The 25362-nt window shown below is 70.4% G+C and carries 22 protein-coding genes; 13 read left to right on the top strand and 9 right to left on the bottom strand.

Features of this window, described 5'->3' with window-relative positions; translation table 11 throughout:
• Positions 1–31 precede the first annotated feature (31 nt).
• Complete coding sequence (locus tag JK363_RS17565) at positions 32–1399, top strand: carotenoid oxygenase family protein (protein WP_201875852.1); 1368 nt, start codon at positions 32–34, stop codon at positions 1397–1399.
• A 216-nt stretch (positions 1400–1615) separates the two neighbouring features.
• Positions 1616–2008 (top strand): nuclear transport factor 2 family protein, encoded by a 393-nt coding sequence (locus JK363_RS17560; protein WP_201875851.1) that lies wholly within the window; start codon positions 1616–1618, stop codon positions 2006–2008.
• A 203-nt stretch (positions 2009–2211) separates the two neighbouring features.
• Here the strand turns inward: JK363_RS17560 and JK363_RS17555 are convergent, their stop codons facing one another.
• Positions 2212–3672, bottom strand: a complete 1461-nt coding sequence (locus JK363_RS17555) for an FAD-binding oxidoreductase (protein ID WP_201875850.1) — start codon at positions 3670–3672, stop codon at positions 2212–2214.
• A 313-nt stretch (positions 3673–3985) separates the two neighbouring features.
• A complete protein-coding gene (locus JK363_RS44220; RefSeq protein ID WP_201875849.1) occupies positions 3986–5260 on the bottom strand; it encodes a PucR family transcriptional regulator in 1275 nt (424 codons plus the stop codon).
• A gap of 127 nt (positions 5261–5387) precedes the next feature.
• On the opposite strand from JK363_RS44220, the gene JK363_RS17545 reads away from it, so the two are divergent.
• The 9 genes from JK363_RS17545 to JK363_RS17505 all read left to right on the top strand — a co-directional run bounded on the left by JK363_RS17545 (position 5388) and on the right by JK363_RS17505 (position 14979).
• Positions 5388–6230 carry an SDR family NAD(P)-dependent oxidoreductase gene (locus JK363_RS17545; RefSeq protein ID WP_201875848.1) on the top strand — a complete coding sequence of 281 codons (843 nt, stop codon included), beginning with the start codon at positions 5388–5390 and terminating at the stop codon, positions 6228–6230.
• A gap of 68 nt (positions 6231–6298) precedes the next feature.
• Positions 6299–7189 carry a M24 family metallopeptidase gene (locus JK363_RS17540; protein ID WP_201875847.1) on the top strand — a complete coding sequence of 297 codons (891 nt, stop codon included), beginning with the start codon at positions 6299–6301 and terminating at the stop codon, positions 7187–7189.
• Positions 7190–7227: 38 nt separating this feature from the next.
• Positions 7228–8556 carry a DUF1254 domain-containing protein gene (locus JK363_RS17535; protein ID WP_201875846.1) on the top strand — a complete coding sequence of 443 codons (1329 nt, stop codon included), beginning with the start codon at positions 7228–7230 and terminating at the stop codon, positions 8554–8556.
• 156 nt (positions 8557–8712) lie between these two features.
• A complete protein-coding gene (locus JK363_RS17530) occupies positions 8713–10053 on the top strand; it encodes an MFS transporter (RefSeq protein WP_201875845.1) in 1341 nt (446 codons plus the stop codon).
• Positions 10054–10095: 42 nt separating this feature from the next.
• Positions 10096–11682 carry a long-chain-fatty-acid--CoA ligase gene (locus tag JK363_RS17525; RefSeq protein WP_201875844.1) on the top strand — a complete coding sequence of 529 codons (1587 nt, stop codon included), beginning with the start codon at positions 10096–10098 and terminating at the stop codon, positions 11680–11682.
• Positions 11683–11891: 209 nt separating this feature from the next.
• A complete protein-coding gene (locus tag JK363_RS17520) occupies positions 11892–12338 on the top strand; it encodes a TIGR03618 family F420-dependent PPOX class oxidoreductase (RefSeq protein ID WP_201875843.1) in 447 nt (148 codons plus the stop codon).
• Between the two features lie 132 nt (positions 12339–12470).
• Positions 12471–12905, top strand: coding sequence for an archease (locus JK363_RS17515; RefSeq protein WP_201875842.1), 435 nt, complete (start codon positions 12471–12473; stop codon positions 12903–12905).
• A 79-nt stretch (positions 12906–12984) separates the two neighbouring features.
• Positions 12985–13281, top strand: coding sequence for a hypothetical protein (locus JK363_RS17510; protein WP_307821757.1), 297 nt, complete (start codon positions 12985–12987; stop codon positions 13279–13281).
• 273 nt (positions 13282–13554) lie between these two features.
• Positions 13555–14979: an RtcB family protein gene (locus JK363_RS17505; protein WP_215911021.1), complete on the top strand. Its 1425-nt coding sequence runs from the start codon at positions 13555–13557 to the stop codon at positions 14977–14979.
• A 141-nt stretch (positions 14980–15120) separates the two neighbouring features.
• On the opposite strand, the gene JK363_RS17500 is transcribed toward JK363_RS17505, so the two are convergent.
• The 3 genes from JK363_RS17500 to JK363_RS17490 all read right to left on the bottom strand — a co-directional run bounded on the left by JK363_RS17500 (position 15121) and on the right by JK363_RS17490 (position 17034).
• Positions 15121–15540: a CBS domain-containing protein gene (locus tag JK363_RS17500; protein ID WP_201875841.1), complete on the bottom strand. Its 420-nt coding sequence runs from the start codon at positions 15538–15540 to the stop codon at positions 15121–15123.
• 77 nt (positions 15541–15617) lie between these two features.
• On the bottom strand, positions 15618–16130 hold the full coding sequence (locus tag JK363_RS17495; RefSeq protein WP_307821756.1) for a cation transporting ATPase C-terminal domain-containing protein: 513 nt from the start codon (positions 16128–16130) through the stop codon (positions 15618–15620).
• A 25-nt stretch (positions 16131–16155) separates the two neighbouring features.
• The gene (locus JK363_RS17490; RefSeq protein WP_201875840.1) at positions 16156–17034 is read right to left on the bottom strand and encodes a potassium channel family protein; all 879 of its coding nucleotides are present in this window, start codon (positions 17032–17034) and stop codon (positions 16156–16158) included.
• Positions 17035–17410: 376 nt separating this feature from the next.
• On the opposite strand from JK363_RS17490, the gene JK363_RS17485 reads away from it, so the two are divergent.
• The gene (locus JK363_RS17485; RefSeq protein ID WP_307821755.1) at positions 17411–17743 is read left to right on the top strand and encodes a trypco2 family protein; all 333 of its coding nucleotides are present in this window, start codon (positions 17411–17413) and stop codon (positions 17741–17743) included.
• Positions 17744–18341: 598 nt separating this feature from the next.
• Positions 18342–20972 carry a tetratricopeptide repeat protein gene (locus tag JK363_RS17480; protein ID WP_307821754.1) on the top strand — a complete coding sequence of 877 codons (2631 nt, stop codon included), beginning with the start codon at positions 18342–18344 and terminating at the stop codon, positions 20970–20972.
• Positions 20973–21330: 358 nt separating this feature from the next.
• On the opposite strand, the gene JK363_RS17475 is transcribed toward JK363_RS17480, so the two are convergent.
• From JK363_RS17475 to JK363_RS17460, 4 genes are all read right to left on the bottom strand, one after another.
• Positions 21331–21954, bottom strand: coding sequence for an ABC transporter permease (locus JK363_RS17475; RefSeq protein ID WP_201875838.1), 624 nt, complete (start codon positions 21952–21954; stop codon positions 21331–21333).
• A 702-nt stretch (positions 21955–22656) separates the two neighbouring features.
• Complete coding sequence (locus tag JK363_RS17470) at positions 22657–23907, bottom strand: cytochrome P450, cyclodipeptide synthase-associated (protein WP_201875837.1); 1251 nt, start codon at positions 23905–23907, stop codon at positions 22657–22659.
• Between the two features lie 134 nt (positions 23908–24041).
• Positions 24042–24911 (bottom strand): TauD/TfdA dioxygenase family protein, encoded by an 870-nt coding sequence (locus JK363_RS17465; RefSeq protein ID WP_201875836.1) that lies wholly within the window; start codon positions 24909–24911, stop codon positions 24042–24044.
• A 95-nt stretch (positions 24912–25006) separates the two neighbouring features.
• A complete protein-coding gene (locus tag JK363_RS17460) occupies positions 25007–25291 on the bottom strand; it encodes a hypothetical protein (protein WP_201875835.1) in 285 nt (94 codons plus the stop codon).
• Between the last annotated feature and the right edge of the window lie 71 nt (positions 25292–25362).

Genomic DNA, 25362 nt, shown 5'->3' with positions numbered 1-25362 from the left:
CATCTACATCCATCAAAACGAGGTTCCTGCCATGAGTGCTGAGAAGAAGCCGTACCTGACCGGCCACTACACCCCCGTCGCCGACGAGATCACCGCCACCGAACTCACCGTCGAGGGCACCCTGCCCCCCGAGCTGACCGGCCGGCTGCTCCGCAACGGCCACAACCCCAAGCCCGGCGTCACCCCGACGCACTGGTTCAAGGGCAGCGGCATGGTCCACGGCATCCGTCTCCGCGAGGGCCGCGCCGAGTGGTACCGCAACCGCTGGGTGCACACCCCCGCCCTCGACGGCGCCCCCTACATGACCGAGAAGGGCCCGGACCTGACCGCCAGCACCGCCGGCACCCACATCATCGAACACGCCGGACGCCTCCTCGCCCTGTGCGAGGCAAACCTCCCCTTCGAACTCACCCCGGAACTCGAGACGGTCGGCGTCCACGACTTCCGCGGCAAGCTGCGCACCGCGATGACCGCGCACCCCAAGGAGGACCCGGTGACGGGCGAACTCCACTTCTTCGGGTCCTCGCCGTTCCCGCCCTTCCTGACGTACTACGTCGCCGATGCCAAGGGCGAGATCGTCCACAGCGCAGAGATCCTGGGAGCGACCGCCTCCCTCAAGCACGACTTCGCCATCACCCGCCACCACGTGGTCTTCGCCGAGGGCAACGTCACCTTCGACCCGAGTGAGCAGTCCGGCATCCCCTATGGCTGGAGTGACCAGCAGCTCTCCCGTATCGGTGTCATGCCGCGAGGAGCCGACGGCGACCGCCACATCCGCTGGTTCTCCATCGAACCGGGCAACATGCTGCACGTCTCCAACGCCTACGAGGACGGCCAGGGCCGCATCGTCCTGGAGGGCCCCACCGTGGACCGCGAGGGATTCCACCTCTCCTGGAACTGGTGGATCGGCGCTCCCGGGCGCGGCACCGAGCCCGTCGCCCGCTCCTACACTCGCCGCTGGGTGGTCGACATGGCCGCCGGCACCGTCGACGAGCAGATCATCGACGATCTCGCGGTGGAGTTCCCGACCCTCAACGAGGACTACCTGGGCGCCGAGAACCGCTACCAGTACGCCATCTCCTTCCCCGACGAGAAGGGCTTCGGTGGCTACGGGGTCGTCAAGTACGACCGCACCACCGGCGCCCGCCGCATCCACCAGGTCGGCGACGCCCGCATGCCCAGCGAAGCGGTATTCGTCCCCGCGGCCGGAGCCACCAACGAAGACGACGGCTACCTCCTGGCCGTCATCTCCGACATCAAGCAGGACGCCTCCCAACTGCTGGTCCTCGACGCCTCCGGCCTCGGCCGGATCGCCACCGTCCACCTGCCGCAGCGGGTGAGCTCCGGACTCCACGGCTCCTGGATCCCCGACAGCACCCTGGACGGCAGCGAGGGCTGACCACCACTTCCGTCAGAAGGCGGTGGGCGGCGCGGGACCACGGGACCGCGCCGCCCCGGAACCATTCCCGCCGCCGGACAGTTCGTGGCAAGAGGGGGGTGGATGATGCAGCCGCCTGCTGTGGTGCGCCGCTACGGCGCGGAGCACCTTTGCCCGGCGCCGGTCGTCAGCTCCTTCAGGCTCTGCCCCAACGAACTCCCCGAAGGAAAAACACCCATGCACCACACCGACATCACCACCGCCCTCACCGATCTCCTCTTCACCCCCGAACTCGACCTGAACGAAGCCGTCGACCGCCACTTCACCCCCGACTACCGCCAACGCACCGACGGCCGCTGGGACGACCGCACCGCGTTCCTCGCTCACATCGCCCACCTCCGCACCGTCGTCGCAGACGGCTCCGTCCACGTCCACGAAGAGCTCGTCAACGGCCACCTCTACGCCGACCGTCATACCGTCAACGTCACCAAGACCGATGGAACCACCGTCACCATGGAGGTCTACCTCTTCGGAGAATTCGCCCCCGACGGACGCTTCCACCGCATCGAGGAAACCACCCTCATGCTCCAGGGCGCCGAAGCCGACCGGAACCTCGGCAGCGCCCGCTGACCCCCAGCCCGCACCGGTGGTGGTTCACCAACTCACCGATGCCTACGGCGTCATGATCCGCGCCGCCTCGTCAGGACTCGACGTCGCGTACCCATTGCGCCGCCAGGTGCGTACTGCGGATCGGCATGGTGGGCGATGGTCGAGTACGGGGCTCATGCCGCGGACCTGGCGGACAGGCGGTCCGGTGCGATCAGGTTGTGCTGTCAGCCGGTGATGCTCTGGGCGAAGTGGAAGAAGTTCTCCGGGTCGTACGTCCGCTTGACTTGCGTGAGCCGTGGGTAGTCGGCGCCGTAGTAGGCCCGTCTCCAGTCGCGCAGGTCGGGGTCGATGAAGTTCTGGTACGCCTGGCCGTTGCCGTACGTGTCCAGAGTGCGGCTCAGCTCCTGGAGCCAGCGGAGGTTCGCCGTGACGAGCGCGGCGTCGTCCTGCACGGCCCAGGTGGTCTCGGAGGCCAGCAGGAAGCAAGCGGTGCGGTGGATGAACGCGGTCTCCCGCGGCCCGACTTCGGCGATCGCGCCGCCCCACGCGAACAGGGCGATGCCCGCGCCGTCCGGGTTGGAGCTGCCGGGCCAGGCGTCGATCGCCTCCATGAACGCCGCTACCCCGCGTTCGGGCAGTGGGCGGTCCAGGTACCTGGAGGTCACCGCATACCGGTCGCTGGGGACGCTGTGGTAGAGGAAGTCCTTGGCCTGCCAGAACGTCTGGTTCTCGATGAGCGTCCGCTCCGGCCGCGCGGCCCGCAGGACGGGCGCGAGCAGGTCCCGCAGATCGTCCGCAGTCCCGAAGAACTGCCCGATGGCCGAGACCTTCCGCGCCCCATCGATCTCCGGACGGGTCCGGCCGGCGCTGCCCCCGCCGATGCGGCAGGAGAACGCGCTCGGCGCCTGTGTGACCAGGGCCTGGACGGCTGCGAACGCCGCGGGTGTGTCCTGCCAGTCCCAGTCGAGCTGGTAGACCGCCACCGTGTCCACGGGTGTGGTGCGGAAGGTGAACTCGGTGTTGATGCCGAAATTGCCTCCGCCGCCGCCCCGGCAGGCCCAGAACAGGTCCGGGTGCTGTCTGTCGTCGCACACCAGGGAGTTGCCCGCGGCCGTCACCACCGTGGTGCGCTCCAGAGCGTCGGCGGTCAGGCCCAGCTTCCGCGAGCTGAAGCCGAATCCGCCGCCCAGGGTCAGTCCGCTGATGCCGACCGTGGGGCAGCGCCCTGCGGAGATGGCCAGGTTGTGAGGCTGGAGGGCGGTGTAGATGCCGCTGTTCCGTGCGCCCGCGCCCACGGTGACCGTGCCCGCCTCGCGGTCCGGCCGCACCTCGTTCAGCTGGCCCAGATCCACCAGCAGTCCCCGGGTGGCGGAGTATCCGCCGTAGCTGTGCCCGCCGGACCGGGCGACCAGATGGATGCCGGTCCGCTGCGCGAAGAGGATCGCGGTGCGCACATCGCGGGCGGTGTGGCAGACGACGACTCCCGCGGGGCGTCTGGCGTCGTACCGGAGGTTCTGCGGGTGGCCCCACTCGCGGTAGCCGTCGTCCTCGGGCCGGATCAATGTGCCGTCGAGGCTGCGGGCGAGTTCGTTCCACGCGAGATCGGGAAGCGTGCCGCGCGGCGCGGCGTGGACCAGGCCGCCGAAGCCGGCGAAGGCTCCTCCGGCGACTGTTGTGGCGGCCACTGCACTTCCTTGGAGTACCTGTCGTCTGCTGACTGTCATGGCGCACCCACCTCACCGGCGAAAGGATCCATGGCGGTGAGTCTTGCGGCCGGCCTGGGCGAACGGGAGGTAAGGCACGTCGAGCCGTACGCGTGTCACCCCTTGGAGGCGGCCGTGCCTCTGAGCGGTGCAACGTGCCGCTGATGATCGGATCGTCTGCCGCGCGGCGTGACGAGGCGGTGGGTGCCGCGCGAGGTGACGCCCGGCGAACGTCCGGTCATGGAGATAGTCACCGACCGGTCACACTGTCGTGGGCGGAAGGCGCTGGACCCGCTCACCGGGCGGGCGGCAGGCCGCGCAGCGTGGGAAGCAGCGCCAACGCCACCTGGAGGTCCAGGGTGTCGCTGTCGATTCCGCGACCGAGGATGCGCTTTGCCTGCTGGACCCGGTAGGTGACCGTGTTGGGGTGGATCGTGAGCCGTTCCGCGGTCCGCGTGCGGCTGCAGTTCTCGTCGAGGTAGCTCGCCAGGGTCATCGCCAGCCGGAAGGTGCCCTCGTCGTCGTCGGCCAGACGCCCGAGCACGCGGATGACGAAGGTGCGGGCCTGCTCGGGGTCCACGGTGCCGAGTGCGGCGACGGCCACGTTCCGGTAGCGGGTGACCGGCGCACCGTTGGGTTCGGCCAGCATCACCACCCTGCGGGTGTGCGTGGCCTCGATGTGTGTCCGGCGGAAGCCGTCGAGCCCCTGCGCCGGGTCGCCGAGAGCGATCCGGACCCCGGCCGGGGTGGCGAGCCGGGCCGGGTCGAGGTCCGTGTCGGTGAACGGTGTGGCGCGGCTCAGCCATGCGGCGTGGGTCTGCGGTCCGAGCGGGTGCGTCAGGGTGGTGTCCGCGCCGACGGCCTTGGCGGTCGCCGCCACCACCTGCTCGACGGCTGAGTGCGCACCTATGTCGGACGCGGCCTCGATCCCCCAGGCGATGAGTCCGACGTGGTGGCGGTTGAGGTCGTAGCGCAGCCGGACGGCCGCCCGACGCTGGTCGCGCTCGCGGCCGGCCAGGATCGCCTCGATCGCCTCCGCGCGGGCCGCGACGGCGCTGCGCATCCACGCCTCCCGCTCGGCCGTGTACTGGCGCTCGGTCTGCGTGACCGCCGCGTCGTGGTACGCGAACAGCCAGGTCGAGGCCAGTTCGAGGGCCACCGCCTGCTGGGGCGCGCCGGACGCGCGGGCGGTGATCCGGTCGAACATCCACTGCCACACCGTCGCGTGGCCGAGCCGGTAGGAACGCAGGATGGCGGCGAGTGTCAGCTGCCGGTGCACCCCCGACCGGGTCGCCTCGACGGTCTCCGCCGGGAGATCCACCAGACGCGGGTCGTCACCCCGCTCGAGCGCCCGGGCGATCAGCCGGAAGTGGGCCTCATTGCTCTTGGCGTACTCGACGGCCGACTCCGCGTCCGGGAACCACGTGGGATCCTCGGCCCGCAGGGCCGCGGTCATCTGCTCCGAGAGCGTCACCGCTTCCGCGGCGAACTCGACCGCGACCGGGCCCAACACCTCCTGCCAGGCCTGCTGCGCGGCGGGCCTGCGCAGAGGCGCCCATTCGAACTCCACGACGCGACTCTAACGAGGTCGGGCTCCCCGGGGGCGATCGGCCCCTTGTGACCCGGTGCCAAGAACGACGGCAAAGTTGGCGGCCCAGTACAAGCCCGCAGAGGCATGCGCGGACTACCTTCCGCGCATGCCCACACCACGCATCACGACCTCGGACCTGACCGGCCGCACAGTGGTCGTCACCGGAGCCGGCAGCGGCATCGGCCGTGAACTGGCCCTGCTGTCCGCCCGCCGCGGTGCCGGTCTTGCCCTGTGCGACATCGACGAGCAGGGGCTGGCGGAGGCCGCCGGCCGCATCCGGGCCATGGGCCGCGAGGTCTTCACCCAGCGTGTCGACGTGGCACGGGCCGCGGACATGGACGCCTTCGCCGCGGGCGCCCTCGACCGCTTCGGGCCCGCGGACCTGCTGGTCAACAACGCCGGGGTCGGGCTGCTCGGCGGGTTCCTCGACACCGGCGCCGAGGACTGGGACCGGCTGGTGTCGATCAACCTGATGGGCGTCGTCCACGGCTGCTCCGCGTTCCTCCCCGCCATGATCGAACGAGGCAGGGGCGGCCATGTCGTCAACCTCTCCTCCACCGCCGGCATCCTTGCCAATGCGCAGCTGTCGGCGTACAGCGCGACGAAGTTCGCGGTGTTCGGCCTCTCGGAGGCGATGCGCCTGGAGATGCGCCCGCACGGCATCGGCGTCACCGCCGTCTGCCCCGGCGTGATCAACACCAACATCACCAGGTCGACCCCGATCCGCGGCGGCGGAGACGTCGACAAGCGCCGCGAGCACCTGACGGCGGTCTACAGCAAGCGCGGCTACACACCCGACCGGGTCGCCCGCAACATCCTGCGCGCCGTGGACCGGAACAAGCCCGTCGCCCCGATCGCCGCCGAAGCCCACCTCAGCTACTGGCTCTCGCGCATGGTGCCGCCGGCAGGACGGTGGTTCTCCGGCCGCCTGGCCGCGATGGCCGAGTAACCGCCCACCCTGCACCCCCTGCCCACCCGCACGATCAACGGACGGCACACGCCCCGAGAGGTTGACCGATGTCCAAGGAACACTTCACCGAGCAGGAACTGGCCGAGGTCAAGGCGGCCCAGCGGCTGGCCTACGACGCGGTGGCCGCCGTCGAGGCGCAGCTGTACGAGGGGATCACCGAGAAGCAGGCCGCAAAGGCCATCGAGGACTGGCTGCGCGCGCACGGGGTGCGCCGCTTCTTCCACTATGGCTTCGCCTGGTTCGGGGACCGCACCCGGTTCAAGAACTTCGAGAAGCCGAAGGGCGCGGCGCTCTCCAGCCTCCTCAACCCGAAGATCGCCCACTTCGGCAAGCAGTTTCAGCCCACCGAACGCCCGCTGCGACGCGGTGACGCGGTCATCCTCGACGTCGGCCCGGTGGTCAACCGCTTCGCCTGCGACATGGGCTACTCGTGCAGCCTCGGCGGTGGAGACGACGAGGAGTTCCATGCCGCCCGGATGGCGCTGGAGCCCTACCGCGCCCTCATCCTCGACCTCGTCCGGCGCGGCGCCACCCAGTCCCGGATCTACCGGGAGGTCGACGCGGTGATCTCCGACCAGGGTTACGAGAACATCCACAGCTACTACCCCGGCTCGGTCATCGCGCACAAGGTCGGCAAGATCCCGGGAACCCGGCTGCCCACCTTCCGGATCCAGGGGTTCAGCCCGCAGGCCCTCGCCTACCTGAGCGGTCACCTGCTCGAGTCCGCGATCCGTCCCCGGCTGAACCGGACCCCGCTGTGGGGCGAGTCGTCCGACCAGCCCTGCGAGCCGGGTCTGTGGGCCGTCGAACCCCACATCGGCAAGGGCGAGATCGGCGTCAAGTGGGAGGAGTTGCTCGTGGTCACCGAGGACGACGCCTACTGGCTCGACGACGACCTGCCCCACATCCGCTATTGGCAGCAGCACCACGCCGCCTGACCACCGATTCCCCGTCCTCCCTCTACATGGAGAGCTCCATGACCGACGTGAAGAGCGAGACCACCACGGAACTCGCCGCACTGGCCGCCGAGGCATACGTCTTCGCCTACCCGCTGATCCTCATGGAACTGACGAAGCGGCAGTTCGTCGCCCCGGGAGCCACCGGCCCCGGCTGCGCACCGGTGAACACCTTCGCCCACATACCGGTGGCCCCGGACGCCTCCTTCGAGGCGGTCGTCAGCCCCAATGCCGACACCCTGTACTCGACGGCCTGGCTGGACCTGTCCTCGGGCCCTGTGCTGCTCTCCGTCCCCGAGACAGGCAGCCGCTACTACCTGCTGGAGATGCTCGATGCCTGGACCAACGTCTTCGCCTGCCCCGGCACCCGCACCACCGGCAACGGGACGGGCGAGTTCGCCCTGGTCGGCCCGGGCTGGGACGGACAACTGCCGGTCGGCGTGCAGCGCATGGACGCCCCTACCTCCACCGTCTGGATCATCGGGCGGACGCAGGCCAACGGTGTGGCCGACTACCCGGCCGTCCACGCCGTCCAGGCCGGCTACCGGCTGACGCCGTTCGACGGCGCCACTGGCCCCTCCGCGGAGCACGGGCCCGGGCCGGTGGACCTGGCCACTGCGCCGGTCGACCAGGTCGCCGCCCTCGACCCCGCCACCTTCTTCGCCATGACCGCCCATGTGCTGGCGGCCAACCCCGGGCGGCCCGACGACGCCCCGATGATGAAGGCGCTGGAGCGGCTCGGCGTCATCCCCGGCCGGCCGTTCGACTGGGACGCTCTCACCCCGCAGGACCGGAAAGACATCGCCCGCGGTGCGGCGGCCGGACTGGCGCTGGTCGTGGAGGCAGGTCGCGCGCCGCGCGCCGAATTCCGCAACGGCTGGCTGACCGCCTACGACCTCGGCGAGTACGGCACCGACTACCTGCACCGGGCCTCGGTCGCCTGGGTCGGCCTGGGCGCCAACCTCGCGGCGGACGCGCTCTACCCGCTGAGCCGGGTGGACGCCGACGGCCGGCCGCTCCATGGCAGCAACGCCTACACCCTGCACTTCGAGGCCGACGTGCTGCCCCCGGTCGGCGCCTTCTGGTCGCTGACCCTGTACAACGACCGGCAGTTCTTCGTGGACAACCCGCTGAACCGGTACGCCATCGGAGACCGGGACGCCCTGGAGTTCAACCCCGACGGCTCCCTGACGCTGCTGATCCAGCACGACTCCCCGGGCGAGGCCCGGCAGGCCAACTGGCTGCCCGCGCCGGAGGGATCCTTCAACCTCATCATGCGCCTGTACCTCCCCCGGCCGGAGGCCCTCGACGGCACCTGGCGCATGCCCGGCATCCGCCGCGTCGGCTGACCCACGCGCGGCCGGGGCGCTGCGCCGCGCACACCCCCGGCCCCGCACCCTCATGGCCCCGGAGGGGCCGACCGCCCCAGGGACACAACAGCTGCGGCAGACCCGGCAACCGCATCGGGCCCTCCGGGGCCACGCCACACCTCACGGAGGTCCCCCATGGGTACGCCATCGCTCCACCAGGAACCGGATCCGGACGTCGAGGCATCCGGCCCGTCGACGCCGCCGGTCTCCCGGCGTTACGCGTGGTACGTCTTCACGCTCGCCTTCGCGCTGGCGCTCACGGACTTCATCGACCGTCAGATCATCGTCTCCGCCTTTCCCTACCTGAAGTCCGAATGGGATCTCTCGGACACCCAGTTGGGCGCCCTGGTCTCCGTGGTCTCGGTGACCGTTGCCCTCGGCGCGCTCCCGCTTGCGCGGCTGGCGGACCGCTGGAGCCGGGTGAAGTCCATCAGCCTCATGGGGTCGGTCTGGAGTCTCGCCGCGCTCGGCTGCGCTGTCAGCACCAGCTACGCCCAGCTCTTCGCCGCCCGGGCAGCACTGGGAGTCGGCGAGGCGGGGTACGGCCCGGCAGGCGGTGCCTTGCTCGCGGGCATGTTCCCGCAGCGGCTGCGGGCCACGATCATCGGTGCACTCCAGGCCGCGGGGCCGCTCGGCGCCGTGATCGGGGTCGTCTGCGGCAGCCTGATGATGAGCCACTTCAGCTGGCGGATGACGCTCGCCGTGTTCGCCGCCCCCGGTCTGCTGCTCGCGCTGATGTTTCTGCGGGTGCGCGACCCCCACGCGCCGTCGCGGGCCCGGGCAACCGGCGCGGACGCCGGGGACGGAGCTGCCCCGCCGGTCGGTCTGCGCGCCGTCACCGCGGAACTCTTCCGCTCGCGTACCGCCGTAGCCACCTACCTCGGTGGCGCGCTGCAACTCGTGGTGCTCTCCACCCTGTTCGCCTGGCTGCCCAGCTACCTGGCGCAGGCGTACGGTTACACCCACACCCGGGCGGGCGCGGTCGCCGCGGTGGCGATCATCGCGAGCGCGCTGGGGACGGTCGTGCTCGGCAACCTGGCGGACCGCGCGGGCGCCGTCCGCAGCCGCAACAAGCTGCTGCTCCCTGCCGTGCTCGCCCTGCTCGCTCTCGCCCTGCTGACCCCTGCCTTCGCCTGGGTGCCGGCGGGGCCCCTGCAACTGTCCCTGATCGTCGCCGGCGCCTTCTGCGTGGCGTCCGCGGTCGGACCGGTCCCCGCGGTGGTCATCGATGTGGTGGACCCCGGCGTGCGCGCCAGCGCCATCGGCATGGTCGCCCTGGTCAACAACCTCTTCGGGCTGGCCGTGGGACCGCTGCTCACCGGCTGGCTCTCGGACAACCACGGGCTGCCCGCGGCACTCGCCGTTACGCCCCTGTGTTGCGCCGGAGCCGCCGCGGTCCTCTGGTACGCCTCACGGACCTACGCCGAGGACCTGCGCCGTCAGGCCGACCGCGCCCAGCCGGCCGCGACCCTCTGAACCCGGCCGCCCTCCGGCCCACCCACCCCTTACGGAGGTCCGATGCTCAACCTCGTCACCATGCTCGAAGACAGCGCACGCGCCGTGCCCGACCGCACCGCGGTGGTTTTCGGCGACCAGCAGCTGACGTACGCCCAACTGGATCGCGCCGCACGGCAGGTGGCGAACCTGCTCCGCTCACGGGGCATCGAGGCCGGCGACAAGGTCGCGCTCTCCTGTCCGAACCTGCCCTGGTTCCCCGTCGTCTACTACGGCATCCTCAAGGCCGGTGCGGTCGTCGTCCCGCTCAACGTGCTGCTCAAGAGCCGCGAGATCGCCTACCACCTGGCCGACTCCGGCGCGAAGGCCTACTTCTGCTTCGAGGGCACGCCCGAACTGCCGCTCGGGCAGGAGGGCTGGGCCGGCTTCGGCGACACCGAGAGCTGCGAGCACTTCTTCGTGATGACCGCCCGGCCCACCGACGACTCCCCGATCGAGGGCGCACAGACGCTGACCACGGCCCTCGCCGATCAGGACGCGGAGTTCGACACCCTCCCCACCGAGGCGGGCGACACCGCGGTCATCCTCTACACGTCCGGCACCACCGGCCGTCCCAAGGGCGCGGAGCTCACCCACGCCAACATGACGCTCAACGCCCTCACCTGTCACAAGCTGTTCGGCGAGGTCGAGCACGACGTCCACCTCGTCGCCCTGCCGCTGTTCCACTCCTTCGGCCAGACCGTGCAGATGAACGCCGGGCTGGCCGGCCGCTCAACGCTCGTGCTGCAACCGCGCTTCGACGCCGCGGCCGCTCTCGCGCTCATGCAGCGCCACCGAGTCACCTTCTTTGCCGGTGTGCCCACCATGTACTGGGCACTGCTCGGCGAGGAGGCATCGGGCGCCTCCTCCGGCATCGGGTTGCCGCAGATTGCCAAGAACCTGCGGATAGCGGCCGCGGGGGGCGCCGCGCTGCCGCTGGAGATCCACCGCCGCTTCGCCGAGCGTTTCGGAGTCACCATCCAGGAGGGGTACGGACTGTCCGAGACCAGCCCCGTCGCCACCTTCGCTCCGGTCGGCGAGGTGCCGCGCCCCGGCTCGATCGGACGACCCGTCTGGGGCGTGGAGGTGGAGCTGGTCGGCGAGGACTGGACGCCGGTTCAGGGCGCCGATGTGGTCGGCGAGATCGCCATCCGGGGACACAACGTCATGAAGGGCTACCACGCCCGCCCCGAGGCCACCGCCGAGGTCATGCGTAACGGCTGGTTCCGCACCGGTGACCTTGCGCGCCGCGACGAGGACGGCTGGCTCTACATCGTCGACCGCGCGAAGGACGTGATCATCCGCGGTGGGTTCAACGTGTACCCGCGGGAGATCGAGGAAGTGCTGCACACCCACCCGGCGGTGAGCATGGCCGCCGTCATCGCCGTGCCCCACTCGAGCCACGGCGAGGAGGTCAAGGCCTGCGTCGTCCTCAACCCCGGCGCCGCCCTCACCGAGGACAAACTGATCGCCTGGTGCAAGGAGGAGATGGCGGGCTACAAGTACCCCCGGCTGGTGGAGTTCCTCGACTCCCTGCCCGTGAACGCCACCGGGAAGATCCTCAAGAGGGAACTGCGGGATGTCCCCGAGGCGCGGCACTCCGCATCCTGAAGCCACGAGCCACGCCGCCCGTCACCGTGCCGGCACGGATCCGGACGGTGACTCGGACGCGACGGTGGCAGCTGACGAACTCGTCGGCCGGTATGGCCGCGGCCAGTCGGCGACCGGCACACGCACGCCTGTGCGGCGCGCGCCGGTCGCAGGATGGAGCGCTGCTCCTCCCGAGCCGTCACGTCGATCATGGTTGGTAGCCTCCCGGGATGACTGCGACTTTCGACGAAGCCGTCCGCGCCCGGCTGCAAGCCCCCACAATCTGGTACGTCGGCACCGTGTTCGCCGATGGAGCACCACAGGTCAGCCCGATGTGGGTGGATCTGGAGGGAGAGGGGGAGCTGATGTTCAACACCTCGGTGGGCCGGGTGAAGGAGGAAAACCTCCGCCGTGACCCCCGCGTCTACCTCTCGCACGCGGACGCCACCGATCCCTTCGACCGCGTGCAGATCAGTGGTGTGGTGACCCGCTTCATCGAGGGCGAGGAGGCGCACCACCGGATGGACCGGCTGGCCCGCAAGTATCTGGGCAGCGAGCGCTTCGAGTGGATCATGCCGGGAGAGCAGCGGGTCGCGGTGATCGTGAGCCCGGTCAAGGTGCGGCACATCGTCGGGGTGGAGCGATTCCGACCCGGCGGCCCCGTCCCCGCTCCCTGACCGGCACACCCGAGCGCCATCCCACTCCCGGTGCCTGGCCCGCCAACGAGGCCGACGCGCGTGTACGAGCCCGCAGCACGACGATGGAGGCACGGACCGTTCGTGTGGATGCGTGAGGGGAAAGCAGGGGTGATGAGGCCGGAGAGATCCGCGCGGCGCGCCGGGCATCGCAGTGTGCCGCACACCGCGGACCTGCGGGTGGAGGCATGGGCCCCCACGCGCGAGGAGTGCCTGGCGCAGGCGGTGCGGGGTGTCTGCGAGTCGTTCCTGGACCTGGCAGGGGCAGCCGGTGTCCGCAGGCGGGACGTGGTGGTGGGGGCGGACCGGGACGAGGACGTACTGGTCGCCCTGCTGGAAGAGGTCGTGTACTGGCTCGACACCGAAGGTGAGGTCCCGGTCGACGTGGAACTGACGCCCGTCACTGGCGGCTTGCGGTGCGGCCTTCACATGGCTGATGCCGGGGCGCTTCCGGTGACGGGGGCCGCGCCGAAGGCCGTCACGTGGCACAACCTGGCCTTCATCCGCGGGCCGGAGGGCTGGACGTGCTCGGTGACGCTCGACGTGTGAGCCTTGGCGATGGCCGAATCCGCCCATCCACCCGGATGAACACGTCCTTGAGATCGGTACCGGGCTCGGCAGCGGCGGCGTGCCGGACCGCGCTCCGTATGACGCGGTCATCGTGTCCGCCGCGTTCCCGGAGGTCCCTGCGCCGCTGACCGGAGAACTGGGCTCCGGTGGTCGCCTCGTACAGCCCGTCGGGCCGGGTGGCCAGGACCAGGTCGTGTCCTTGCTGCGCACCGCGGCGGGGCTGAAGCGTCGGCGGATACTCACCCCCGCCTATTTCGTCTCGTCCGCTTGCGAGGACGCTACGGCTTCCCCTGCTGAGCCCTGCCGACCGCGCCGGACCGCTGGTGTTCCGGCAGCCGGCTTCCATCCGCAATAGCATGGATGCCACGGGGCTGGGACATCGAGGAGTCCGTACCGAGGAGTATGCGCGGGCAGCAAGCCTCTTCCCACGGTCGCGCCTTCGAAGCGGCGGCCGCTCACGATTCCCCCACTTCCTGAATCTCCTGACCACTCCGGGTATCCGTGTCATGCACCACCTGTGGCCCGGAGGAGGCAGCCGGTGCAGCGCAGGCGTGCTGGCTCGCCCCGGGAACGGTGTGGGCGGGCGGTGGCGCGTTGGCGGGAGAGCCCCGGAGAGAGGGTGACGGGCATGGACATCACGCCGGTGGAGCAGACCCCCTTCCGCTTCCGTATCGAGCGGCGGGGTGTGATGCGGGTGCCCGGGGTCGTCTTCGCGACCCGGGAGCTTCTGCCGCAAGCGGCCGGGGACATGGCTCTGGAGCAGGTCGCGAACGTAGCGGCCCTGCCCGGTATCGTCCGCGCCTCGTACGCCATGCCCGATGTGCACTGGGGGTACGGCTTCCCGATCGGAGGCGTGGCGGCCACTGACGTCGACGCCGGCGGAGTGATCTCGCCCGGCGGCGTCGGATTCGACATTTCCTGCGGTGTACGCCTGCTCGCCGCCGACACCGACCGCGGACGGTTCTCCCCCCGGCTGCGGACGCTCATGGACATCCTCGGGGACACCATCCCACGCGGCGTGGGACGCGGCGGCCTGTGGAAGCTGGCCGGACGCTCGCAGATGGAGAAGCTGCTGACCGGCGGTGCCGAGTACGCGGTCGAACGCGGTCACGGCGTGCCACGCGACCTGGTGCGCTGCGAGGACCACGGAGCGCTTCCGGAGGCCGATCCGTCGCAGGTCGGGCAGCGGGCCGTGGACCGGGGGCTCCAGCAGGTGGGCAGCCTGGGCGCGGGCAACCACTTCCTGGAGGTGCAGGCCGTGGACGAGGTGTACGACACGGACACCGCGGCCGCCTTCGGTCTGCGCCCCGGCCAGGTGTGCGTGATGATCCACTGTGGCTCACGCGGTCTGGGCCACCAGGTGTGCACCGACCACGTCCGGGTCATGGACCACTCGCTGCGCGCCTACGGCATCTCCGTCCCGGACCGGCAGCTGGCCTGCGCCCCGGTCGTCTCCCCGCCGGGCCGCGACTATCTGGGAGCGATGGCAGCGGCGGCCAACTACGGCCGCGCCAACCGGCAGCTGCTCACCCAGGCCGCGCGCCACGCGTTCGCCACCGCTGCCGGGGTGGGCCTGGACCTGGTGTACGACGTATCCCACAACACCGCCAAGATCGAGACCCATGACGTGGACGGCGTACCGCGTCGGCTGTGCGTGCATCGCAAGGGCGCCACCCTGGCCCTGCCCCCCGGCCACCCGAACCTGCCGGAAGACCTCACCGAGGCCGGGCAGCCCGTGCTGGTCCCCGGCACCATGGGCACAGCCTCGTACGTGATGGTCGGCACGCCGGAGAACGACGCGTTCCTGTCCGCCTGCCACGGCGCGGGACGCGTATGGAGCCGCCACCAGGCACTGCGCCGGGTCCGGGGCGAGCAACTGCGCGGCGAGATGGAGGCCCACGGCATCGCCGTCCGACCGTCCTCCTGGCGCGGGCTCGCCGAAGAAACCCCGGACGCCTACAAGGACATCGACACCGTGGCCGCCGCCACCGAGGGCGCGGGACTGGCCCGGCTTGTCGTCCGCCTGGTGCCGCTCGGCGTCGTCAAGGGATGAAAAACACCGGGGGTACGCCGGGGACCATGTTGGTGCCGTCGGGACGATGGCACCGACCAACGGCCACGTCTGGACGGATCGCCCGAGCCGCGGGTCGCGGCACGCCGCCTTCCCGTGACGAACCGGCGCTCGGCCGAGTGCTCAGGCAGTCGCGCAGACGGCCTCGACGAAGTGGCCCACCTGCTCATCCGGCAGGCGACGTGCGAGATCCGCTTCGCTGATCATGCCGACCAGGCGATGGTTGTCGATGACCGGCAGGCGCCGGATCTTGTGCTCCTCCATGGTCCGGAGGACTTGGCCGGCGTCGGCATCGGCGTCAATCGTGATGGGCTTGCCCTGCTCGAGCTGGCCCGCGGGCATCGTCTTGGGGTCCTTGCCCTTGGCGAGACACTTCACCACGATGTCGCGGTCAGTGATGATTCCGTGGAGCCGGTCGTCCGGTCCGCAGATCGGGAGGACTCCGACGTCCAGCTCATTCATCGTGCGCGCCGCGGCTTCCAGCGTCTCGTTCTCCTGGATGCAGGTGGCACCGACGTGCATGATTTCCCGTGCTGTGGTCATGGTCGTCTCCTTCGAGCGTCGCGATGTGCTCAGGGAGAGCCCCGTAAGGCCTGGCCCCGGCCCCGACCGGTACTCCTTCAGGCCAGTGTGGATTCTTCGCATCCTGTACGCATGCCGGGGAACCGGGTGCCACGGCACCGCCGTGGTGCGAAGCCGTGCGCGCAGGCGATGGCCAGGTCGGTGGGCGGGAGTGGCTCCGTACCCAGGAGGTGCCGCAAGGCGGGCAGAGAGACACCGGCTGCCTGGAGGCTCAGTGCCATGGCAACCGTGACCAGCAGAGACGGGTTGGCCAGGCTGCCCGGGCGAGCCCGGGAGCCGAGCGCCACGCCGAGCTGCGTGGCGCAGAGGACCAGGAACATCCTGGACTGCCAGGGGCGACCGGTTTCCCGGGCCCGGACGCCGGCCGCGAGGGTCACCGTGGCCACGAAGGCTCCCATGACGAGGATCCTCGGCCACAGGCCGGCACCCAGCACGCTCCCCTCGGGAGGCCGGGGCGAGTGGCGCATCGTGTCCGGGGCGACGGGCTCGGCACCGAGAGCGACACCGGGCAGGCCGTGGGTGAGCAGGTTGATCCACAGGAACCGGCGCACGTTCGCGTAGACCCGGAGAAAGGCGTCAGGACTGCGTCGGGCCGCGGCCGTGGTCGGCGGCGTACGCGGCGAAAACGTCCTGCGGTGTGCCGCCGGTGTGGAGAAAACGCTGGTCAAGGATGGCAGCCAGGTCCTTCAGCGCGTCGGCGAGCAGGTCGCCGGCCAGGAGCACATCCGGCCGCCGGGCTGCCTGCCCACGCTGGGCAAGGTCAGCGGCATAGCCGACCGTGGCCGCCAAGGAGGAGTGGTCTTCCCCGTCGTGGAAGTAGTAGGCCTCCGCGTACTGGGTGAAGTCGATACGGACGCGCACGACCTCAGTGGCCAGGCTGTCCAGCAGCAAGGCCCCCACAACGCAGTCGAGCTGCCCAGTCGTCGGATCTGTATCGCGCAGGAGCGCCAGTCGGACCGCCAGGGCCCTCCTGCGGGTCAGGGCCGGGTAGATCTCAAGGACCCAGGAGACCGTGGCCGTCAGGAGGACGAAGCCGACCAGGGCCTCCAGCGGCGAGACCAAACGCAGCCAGCCGTCGGCGGGGACGACGTCCCCCAGCCCCAGGGTGGCAACCGTGACGAGCGACAGGTACACGGAGTCCAGCAGCGCCGGTTGCTCCGCCGCCCTGGAACCAGGGGCGAAGGTGAACGCCCCTGGCATGTGGGGCCAGTAGATGATGGCCCAGCCCAGGATGATGATGACCGCCCACATGCCGACCACCGTCACCATGGCCAGTGGCCCGACCAGCCCGACCACACGCCCGCGCGCACGCACATGCCGGGCCAGTTTCCACAGCGCCGTCATGACGAGTCGGCTCAGGCCGCCGTGGCGGCTGGGATGCCAGAGCGTATGGAACAGATCTCGCAGGGCGGCCATGACCAGGGTCACCCCTGCCAGCGAGATCAACCACTCCATACATGTCTCCCGAGGCCCTGTTGCGTGCGTCGGCCCAGGCAGCGAAGGCCGCTGCTCCTGCCGCCCCAACCGCCCCCGCGCCCGGAGCCTAAGCCGAGGCCAACCCCGCAGAGCGCCGAATCGCCGTACCGCGCGTGGCGATCGCCGGGCGAGTTCCCGGCGGCGTCAGGGGCGCCGCAGACACCGGGTCCGTCGGCCCATCAGAGAACCGTGGCGGTGTCTTGCGCGCTGCCCGAGGGCCGGCGCGGTCGACTCACGCCGCTGGTCCATGAAGTGACTTTCGCAAGAGGCGAGCGTGGGTACGGTGAGTTGTGAGAGCGTCACAGCCCGGAAGATGGGCGCGGGGTGCCTAAACGCGGGAACAAGGGGGCGTGGTGTGAAGGAGATCGAATTGGCGGATGCGGTGGCGGCGGTGCGGGACGAGCTGCTGGCTGCCGCGGCGCGTGGGGCGGGTGCGGATCTGGCGTTCCGTGTCGGGCCGGTGGAGCTGGAGTTCGCAGTGGAGCTGCGGGCGGACGCCAAAGCGAAGGCGGGTTTCAAGGCATGGGTGCTGAGCGGCGACGCAGAAACGGCGCTGGCCCGGGGCCGCACGCATCGGGTGATGGTCACGCTTACCCCGCAGCGGCCTGACGGCGGCGACCTGTTCGTCCACGGCGGCGCCGGCCAGGAGCCGGGGCCAGGAGACGTCTCCGGGCACCTTGAGGACTGAGCACGGTGCGGCACAGATACCAGGGGGACGTTGGATGGACCGGATGCGAGTGCTAGCGGTCGAACACGGTGGAAGTCGCGGTTCGGGGTACGTGGTTGGGCCGCGGCTTGCGCTGACGTCCGCTCATGCGACGCCCGAGCGCGACGGCGCCGTATCGTTGTTCCGGCCCGGCAAGGAGCTGTCCTGGCACGGGACCGTGGTCTGGCGTGGTACCCCGCGTGGGCGCGACGACGCCGCTCTGGTGCGTATCGATGACCCGTCCTGGGCGCCTCCGCCGGGCGCGTGGGACCGCTGGGGCCGTCTGGTCACCCACCGGCCCGCCACCCCGTGTGAGGCATGGGGAATTCCGGAGGTGGTGCAGCGCCCCGGCCGTGCCGTGGACACGCTTCAACCCTCGGGCACGCTCAGCCCTGGCGACCGCTACGTCGGGAACCGGTACGTGATGAGCCTGACCCAGCATCCCCCGGTACCGGCCGGTGACGGGGGCTCGCCGTGGGCCGGGATGTCGGGCGCTGCGCTGTTCTGCGGTGATCTGCTGACCGGCGTCATCGCCTGCGACCCGGCCGACCGTGACCACGCCCACCTGGAGGCGGTCCCGGTGTGGGTGCTGATGCGGGACGCGGCCTTTCGTACCGTCCTGGCGGAGTACGGGCCGGAGACCGGCGTGGCGCTCGAACCGGTGGAGTGGCAACAGCTGGTGGAGCCATCGGAACCGGCAGCCCAAGGCCTGCTCGCTTCGCCGGCCGCCCTACTGCGGGCCCGCCGCCAGGTAGTGCCTTTCCGCGGCCGAACCGCCGTGCTGGGGGATCTGCGCGCCTTCTGCGAGGAGGGGGGTTTCGGCGCCCGGCTGCTGCACGGCCCCGGCGGGCAGGGCAAGACCCGGCTGGCCCAGCACGTGGCCGATGTGCTGGCCACCGAAGGATGGACCACACTGTGGCTGCGTGCCGACGCGGACGGCGGATCCCTGGCCGCACTGGCGGCCGCTGCCGTGCCGCTCCTTGTCGTGGTCGACTACGCCGAAACCCGCACTGCACAACTGACCGCGCTTGTGGAAGCTGCCGCCCGGCACAGGGGCGGCCAACCATTCAAGCTGCTTCTGCTGGCGCGCACCGCCGGTGACTGGTGGCAGGCACTGCAGGCCGCCACCCCGGTCGCTGAGGAACTGTTGGACGGCGCCGCGGCGGTGCGACTGCCCGCGCTGGAAGCCGAGCCCGGAGCCTCCCGCACTGAGGCTTACCGGGAAGCCGTGCGCGGCTACGCGGGACAGCTGCCTCGGGTGCGCGGCTGGCAGGACCACGACTGGCCGGGCTTGGCCGCCCGCCTCACCGCAGGCGGAACGTACCCGGATGGCCAGCCGTCGGTTCTGGAAGGCCCCGGCATGGAGATCGCGCTGACCCTGCACATGACCGCTCTGGCCGACCTCCTGGACGCTGCCGGCCAGATGCGGGCCGACGGCCCGGGGAACGAGGCGCCACCGGCCGACGGTCGGGGTGTGGAGGACCGGCTGCTGGCTCATGAGCGCCGCTACTGGACCAACGCCGCCACTGCACGCGGACTGCACCCGAACTTGACCATGGCCACGCTCACCGACGCCCTGGCCGCCGCCTTTTTCCTCGGCGCGGAAACGCACCTTCAGGGTGAAGGTCTCCTGCGCAGGGTCCCCGGACTGGCCGACCAGCCAGGCGACCGGCTGGGTGCCGTACTCGGTTGGATCGCCGCACTTTACCCACCGGCACCTGGCGCGCCCTGGGGCAGCCCGCAGCCGGACCGGCTGGCTGAGCGATTCCTCGGCCGGCATCTGCTGGACAGCCCCGGCCTGCCCGACCACGTCGTTCCCGGTGCCACCGACCGCCAGGCCACCCATCTGCTCACCATCTGTACCCGGGCCGCCGCCCACCCCGTCTTCGACCACCAGCTCGACCAGCACCTGACCGCGCTGTGCGTGCGGCACTCCGCCGTACTCGCCGGCCCGGCCGTCGACGTCGCCACCCAGGCAGAGGCACCCCGACCCCTCCTGGATGCCCTCGAGCAGATCACCGACTCATCCCGCACCACGTTCGCGGACTTGGAACAGCTCGCCCGGCGGCTGCCCGCCACCAGCTACAGCCTCAGCTCCTGGTCCACCCACCTCAGCCGGCTCATCGCTGACCACTACCAAGCCCGCAGCCACGGTGACCCCGAAGCCCAGCCGGCCCTGGCCGGTGCTCTGCACGATCTGTCCAGTCGGCTGGAGAGGTTGGGGCAGTGGGACAAGGCTCTGGCCGCCTTGCGGGAAGCGGTGGAGATCCGCCGAAAACTGGCCGCGAAACAACCCGCCACGTTCCTGCCGGACCTTTCCTCAAGTCTGAACAACCTGTCTGCTCTACTGAGCATCCACGGGCAGACCAAGGAAGCACTGGCCGCGGTCAGCGAGGCAGTGGAAATCCAGCGGAAAGTCGCCGCACAGCAGCCCGATGACATCGTGCTGTGCCACCTCGCCACGAGCCTGGACAACCATGGCGGAGACCTGGCGGCCCTCAGGCAGTGGGAGAAAGGGCTTGCGCAGATCAGCGAAGCGGTGGATATCTACCGAGAGCTGGTCGCGAGGCGGCCCGACCAGTTTCGGGGAGGCCTCGCTGGAAGTCTGAACAACCTGGCCGCCATTCTGCAGCGCCGGGGGAAGCGGCAGGAGGCGCTGACGGCGATCAGCGAAGCGGTGGATATCTACCGGGAGTTGGTGGCGACACGGCCCGACGCATTCAGGCACGAGCTTGCCGTTTGCCTGGTCAACCTCTCCAGTACCTTGGCCAACTTTGGCCGGCAGGACGAGGCGCTGGCCGCGACCAGGGAGGCCGTGGAGATGTACCGGAAGCTGGCGGCGGTACAGCCTGATGCGCATCGTCCCGGGCTTGCGTCCAGCCTGACCAACCTCGCCAGTGACTTGGCCGCCTTCGGTCGGTGGGACGAGGCGCTGGCAGCGGCTGGCGAGGCCGTGGAGATCCAGCGCGAGCTGGTGACGGCGCTGCCCTCCGCGTTCCGGCCCAGTCTCGCCAAGAGCCTGCACAACCTCTCCGTATGCCTGAACGCTTCCCGGCGGCGGGATGAGGCACTGGCCGTGATCAGCGAAGCCGTGAGGATCCGCCTCGAACTGGCCAGAGAACGGCCCGAAGCCCACTCCTACGAGCTGAATCAATCCCTCAAACTTTTGGCCTTTCTTCGGGGTGACCTGAGCGGTGGCATGCAGTTCTGAGCAAGTTATCGGTCGGGGCAGCGGGATGACGTTGTCGGAGGCAGGCCCGAGCCCTCTGCACCCGAGCGCCAGTGGGTAGGCATTGCGTCCCTTGCCGACCAGGGCGGAGGCTGCGTCCTCATGCCGGTGCTTTGGCCGAGGATCATGTGTCGAGGTTGGCGAGAAAGCTCTCCAGCCGCGCCGCAACCTCGGCGGGGGCCTCCAGTGGCAGCAGGTGCCCACAGCCGGGCAGGACGTGCTTGGCCGGGCGCCTCAGCGGATGTGCCTCTCGCTGCGGATGCGGGCGCGTTCGCGTCGTGGGGCCGCCAGAACGTTCGGGATGGCGCGTGGCAGGCTGATCCCGCAGTAGCGGCGCAGGTCAGTGCTGGGGATGCCCTGCGTGCTGTACGAGGCGGCGGCGTTCGAGGGCCGCGGCGAGGGCGTAGGCGCCGCCGACTGCGATGGCGAGGACCCAGTAGAGGCCAGGGGTGCCGAGGAAGAGCGCCGCGGTGGAGGTCAGAGCCAGCCAGACGCCAAGGCTGTAGTGCAGCAGGTTGCGGCGTGCGGCGCCTTCGGCGAGGTAGAGCAGGCCGACGATGAGACCGGAGCCGGCGGGCCAGAGGATGGACTGCAGTTCTGGCATGTCGAGGGCGGACGTCAGGCCGGTGATGGCGAGGAACAGGGCGGTGAAGGCGGCGATCCAGGAGGCACCGAGCAATTTGCCGGAAAGGACGTCCGGCCCGGAAGCCCCGCGTTGGGCTCGCAGGGCGGCGACGGTGGCCTGGGTGATGCCGGTTGCCAGCCCGATTCCGAGGAGTGTGGTGGGCAGCCAGCCGGGCAGGCCGAGCAAGGGGCTGTCGCCCTGGGAGACTGCGGCGGCGCCGTGTCCGAGCAGGTAGGCGAGTCCGAAGCTGACGTAGGCCGCGCGGTTGTCGACCTCGTTCACGAGACGACTCGGGGTGGCACTGGCAGCGACCGGAGAGTCGGGGGCTGCGATGGACATGGGGGAATCCTCCAGGGTGGCTTGGGGATGTGAGTGAGGGGTTCGGGAACAGCACGGGCGGCTCGGGCCGGTGTGCGGCAGCCGGGCCGTGCGGGGGCGGGGACCTGACCGAGAGTCACCGTCCCCGAAGGGGGGTGGGCGGCTCCGGGAGATCAGCCCGGAGCGAGCCGCTTGCCGACGGTCGTCCCCGGCTGTGCCGCGCTCCGGCACGGTGTGGGTCGGTCCTCGCCGGTGTCCCAGGGCACTGTCGGGGATCCAGGAGCCGTGGATTCCAGCGGTCATGCGGCGGGGGAGAGGGACCGTGACGATCCGGTCGAGGCCGGCGGCGTCCAGGACCAGCAGCTGCGAGGCGTCCTACTTGAGGTCGGAGAGGACGTGAGCAGGTAACCGTCGTCCTCGTTGGTGGCGCGTGCCTCGTCCTTCGTGCGGCCAAGGTTCATGGCGCACAGCCTCGTGTCGGGCGGTGTCCACTTTCCATGCCCAGCAGGGGCGTTGACTGTCCAGCCCTGTCCGCACCTGTCCACGAGGAGCCTGCCACCGGTGCTCAGCCCTAGCCCTCTACGGCTCCGGATCCACGCGCGGCATCACCCACGCACTCGCACGACAGCACGGCCCGGTCTCCCCCTTCTCCGCCGCTGCGGCGGTGCTTGTCGGCGCAGGTCGGCGGCAGGGCCCGGCTGTGGGCCGCCGTCACCTCTCCGATCAGACCTGCCAGTCGCGGTCCGGGACGCCTTCGTGGACAGGGGTGAAGTCCAGCGACAGGGAGGCGGGACCGCGGGTGTACAGGCCGGTCTCCCGGTAGCGGAAGCCGGGGCTGTAGCGGACCTGATCCAGTATGGGGAGGAGCATCGCGGCGACGGTTTCGATCTCGGCGCGCGCGAAGGCCGCACCGACGCACTGGTGGAGTCCGGTGCCGAAGGCCAGATGCTGGGCGGCGGCGGTGAAGGAGCGGGCGGTGCCCAGGTCCGGGCGGTGGATGTCGAAGGTGTCCGGGGCGGTGAAGGCTTCGGGGTCGCGGTTGGCCGCGCCGATCATGCAGAAGACGGTGGCACCTGCCGGGACGGTGGCGCCGGCGAACACGGCGTCCTTCTCCGACCGGCGGGGAATGAGCTGGACCGGCGGTGTGTACCGCAGGGTCTCGGCGATCGCGGCGGGCAGCAGGCTCGGGTCCTGGCGGACCTGCGCCATCTGCTCGGGGTGGTCGATCAGGTGCTTGATGAGCAGGGCGAGGGTCTTGTCGGCGGGCTCGGTGGCGGCAGCCAGAACGTTGATGATCAGCGCGGTGACGTCGCGATTGCTCATGGTGATGCCGTCGAACTCGGCGGTGCACAGCTTCGATATGAGGTCTTCGCCGGGGTGGCGGCGCCGCTGTTCGATGAGCGGGACGAGGTAGGCCTCCAACTGCTCGGCGCAGTCGAGGCAGTGCCGACGGCGTTCAGGGGTGAGGGTGATGCTGGTGATGAACTCGGCGACCCCGCTGTGCCAGGCGGCGATCTGCTGCCAGTCCTTCTTGTCCAGGCCGAGGATGTCGACCGTCACGTAGATGGCGAGGGGCTTGCCGAAGTCGTTGACGAGGTCCACCCGGCCCCGGGGAAGGAAAGGCGCGATGAGCTCGGCGGCGTTGGCGTGGACGGCGCGTATCTGGTCGTGCAGGACCTGCCCGGTGAAGCCCCGGACGACGATCTTTCTTTTGGCGGTGTGCTCGGCCCCGGTCATCTGGGCGAGGACCGGTCCGCGCATCACCGGCTCGGCGCGTACCTGGAGCGTCTCGGTGCTGAATGCCTGATGGTCGGTCAGCACCCGCTTCACGTCCTGGTAGCGGGAGAGGAAGTAGCTGTCGATCGTCGGCTCGTAGTGCACCGGTGCACGTTCCCTCAGCCCGGGGAAGTACCGGTAGGGGGTGGCGGCGAAGTCGTCGGACAGGACGCTGAAGCCGGACTCGGCTCTGGGCATGGCAGGAAATCTCTCAGGGGGAAGAGGTGAAGAGGGGGCGTGGCGGGGGGCGTCGGCGTCCTGGACCGCGGAGGTCTGGGAAAAGGAACGGCTTCGGCACCCCGCGGGGAGCCGAAGCCTGATCTGCCGTCGGCTCAGCTCTTGAGCGGGCCGCCGTTGATCGCCACCCGGCGGCCGTAGCGGGTGTGCGGGTGGTAGTCGTAGAGCGCGTGGTGCTGGACGCAGCGGTTGTCCCAGAAGACGAGGGTGTTGGGCTCCCAGCGCACCCGGCAGCAGAGCAACGGGCGTTGGGCGACCACCTTGAAGAGCAGGTCCAGCACCGCTCGGCTCTCGTCGGCCGACAGTTGCGGGATGCGGTCGGTGTAGGCGGGGTTGACGTAGAGGACCCGGCGGTCGGTCTCCGGGTGCCGGACCACCAGCGGGTGCTCGGACTTCGGTACCACGTAGTCCGGGGGCAGGGTGTATTGCTTGAACGGCAGCCCGCCGTCGTGCACGGCGGTCAGCCCGTCCAGCAGCCCGCGCATCGTGGGGGAGAGCATGTCGTAGGCCAGGTACATGTTGGCGAACATGGTGTCGCCGCCGCAGCCCGGCTCGGGTGTCTGGATGATGTGCAGCATCGAGCCGAGCGATGGCTCCGGGTCCGCGCTGCCGTCGGTGTGCCAGCCGTTGCCGGCCACGTTGTTCGCCTCGGGGCTGGTGCGGATCTCCAGCATGTACGGGTCGCCCTCCGGCGGCGGGTTGACCGGACGCAGTTCGCCGAAGTGGCCGGCGAACCGCTTGTGGTCATCGAAGGTGATGTCCTGTTGGCGGAAGACCAGCACGTGGTGGTCGAGGAACGCGCGGCGGACCTCGGTCAGCTGCTCCTCGGTCAGCTTCCGGGTGAGGTCCAGACCGGAGACCTCGGCACCGATGATCGGGGTGATCGGCGCGACCTCGATGGTCCGGTACTCGGCCTGTGGCCGGGTGGTGATCCGCTTGATGGCGTCGAGTTCGTACTCTTCCATGGCTCTCCCTGCCGTTTCCGGGCGGTCGCCCGGCCGGAGTCCGGCGGATGGTGGGTGGGGCGGTCGGATGGTTGCGGTCGGTCGTGGCAGTGCGGTCACGGACTGGTGTCGAGCGGTTCGGACAGGACGGTCCGGCTGGTGGCGGGATTCCAGTGGTCCCGGTGGCGGGCGTCTGTCCCGGCCGTAGGGCGGCCGTCCGGGCCGACGGGCGTCCGGACCGGCGGGCGGCCGGTACGGATCGTGGAAGCCGTTCCGTCCCGCCGTGCCTCCTCCGGAGGCACGCTGCGGCCGTACGCCCAGGACGGCCACGGGCGCGGCACCGCGGCGGTGCGGATGTCACCGGTGGGCGACGGGAGTACCCCGTAGCCCGTGTCCGGCATGCATCGCGGCATGGACCGGGTGGCGCGGGCTCGGACTCGTACCGGTTCATGCCGTGGGTCCGGCAGCGCCG

Source organism: Streptomyces coffeae, from assembly GCF_016741875.1.
Classification (GTDB): domain Bacteria; phylum Actinomycetota; class Actinomycetes; order Streptomycetales; family Streptomycetaceae; genus Streptomyces; species Streptomyces coffeae.
This window is presented reverse-complemented; position numbering and strand designations above follow the sequence as displayed.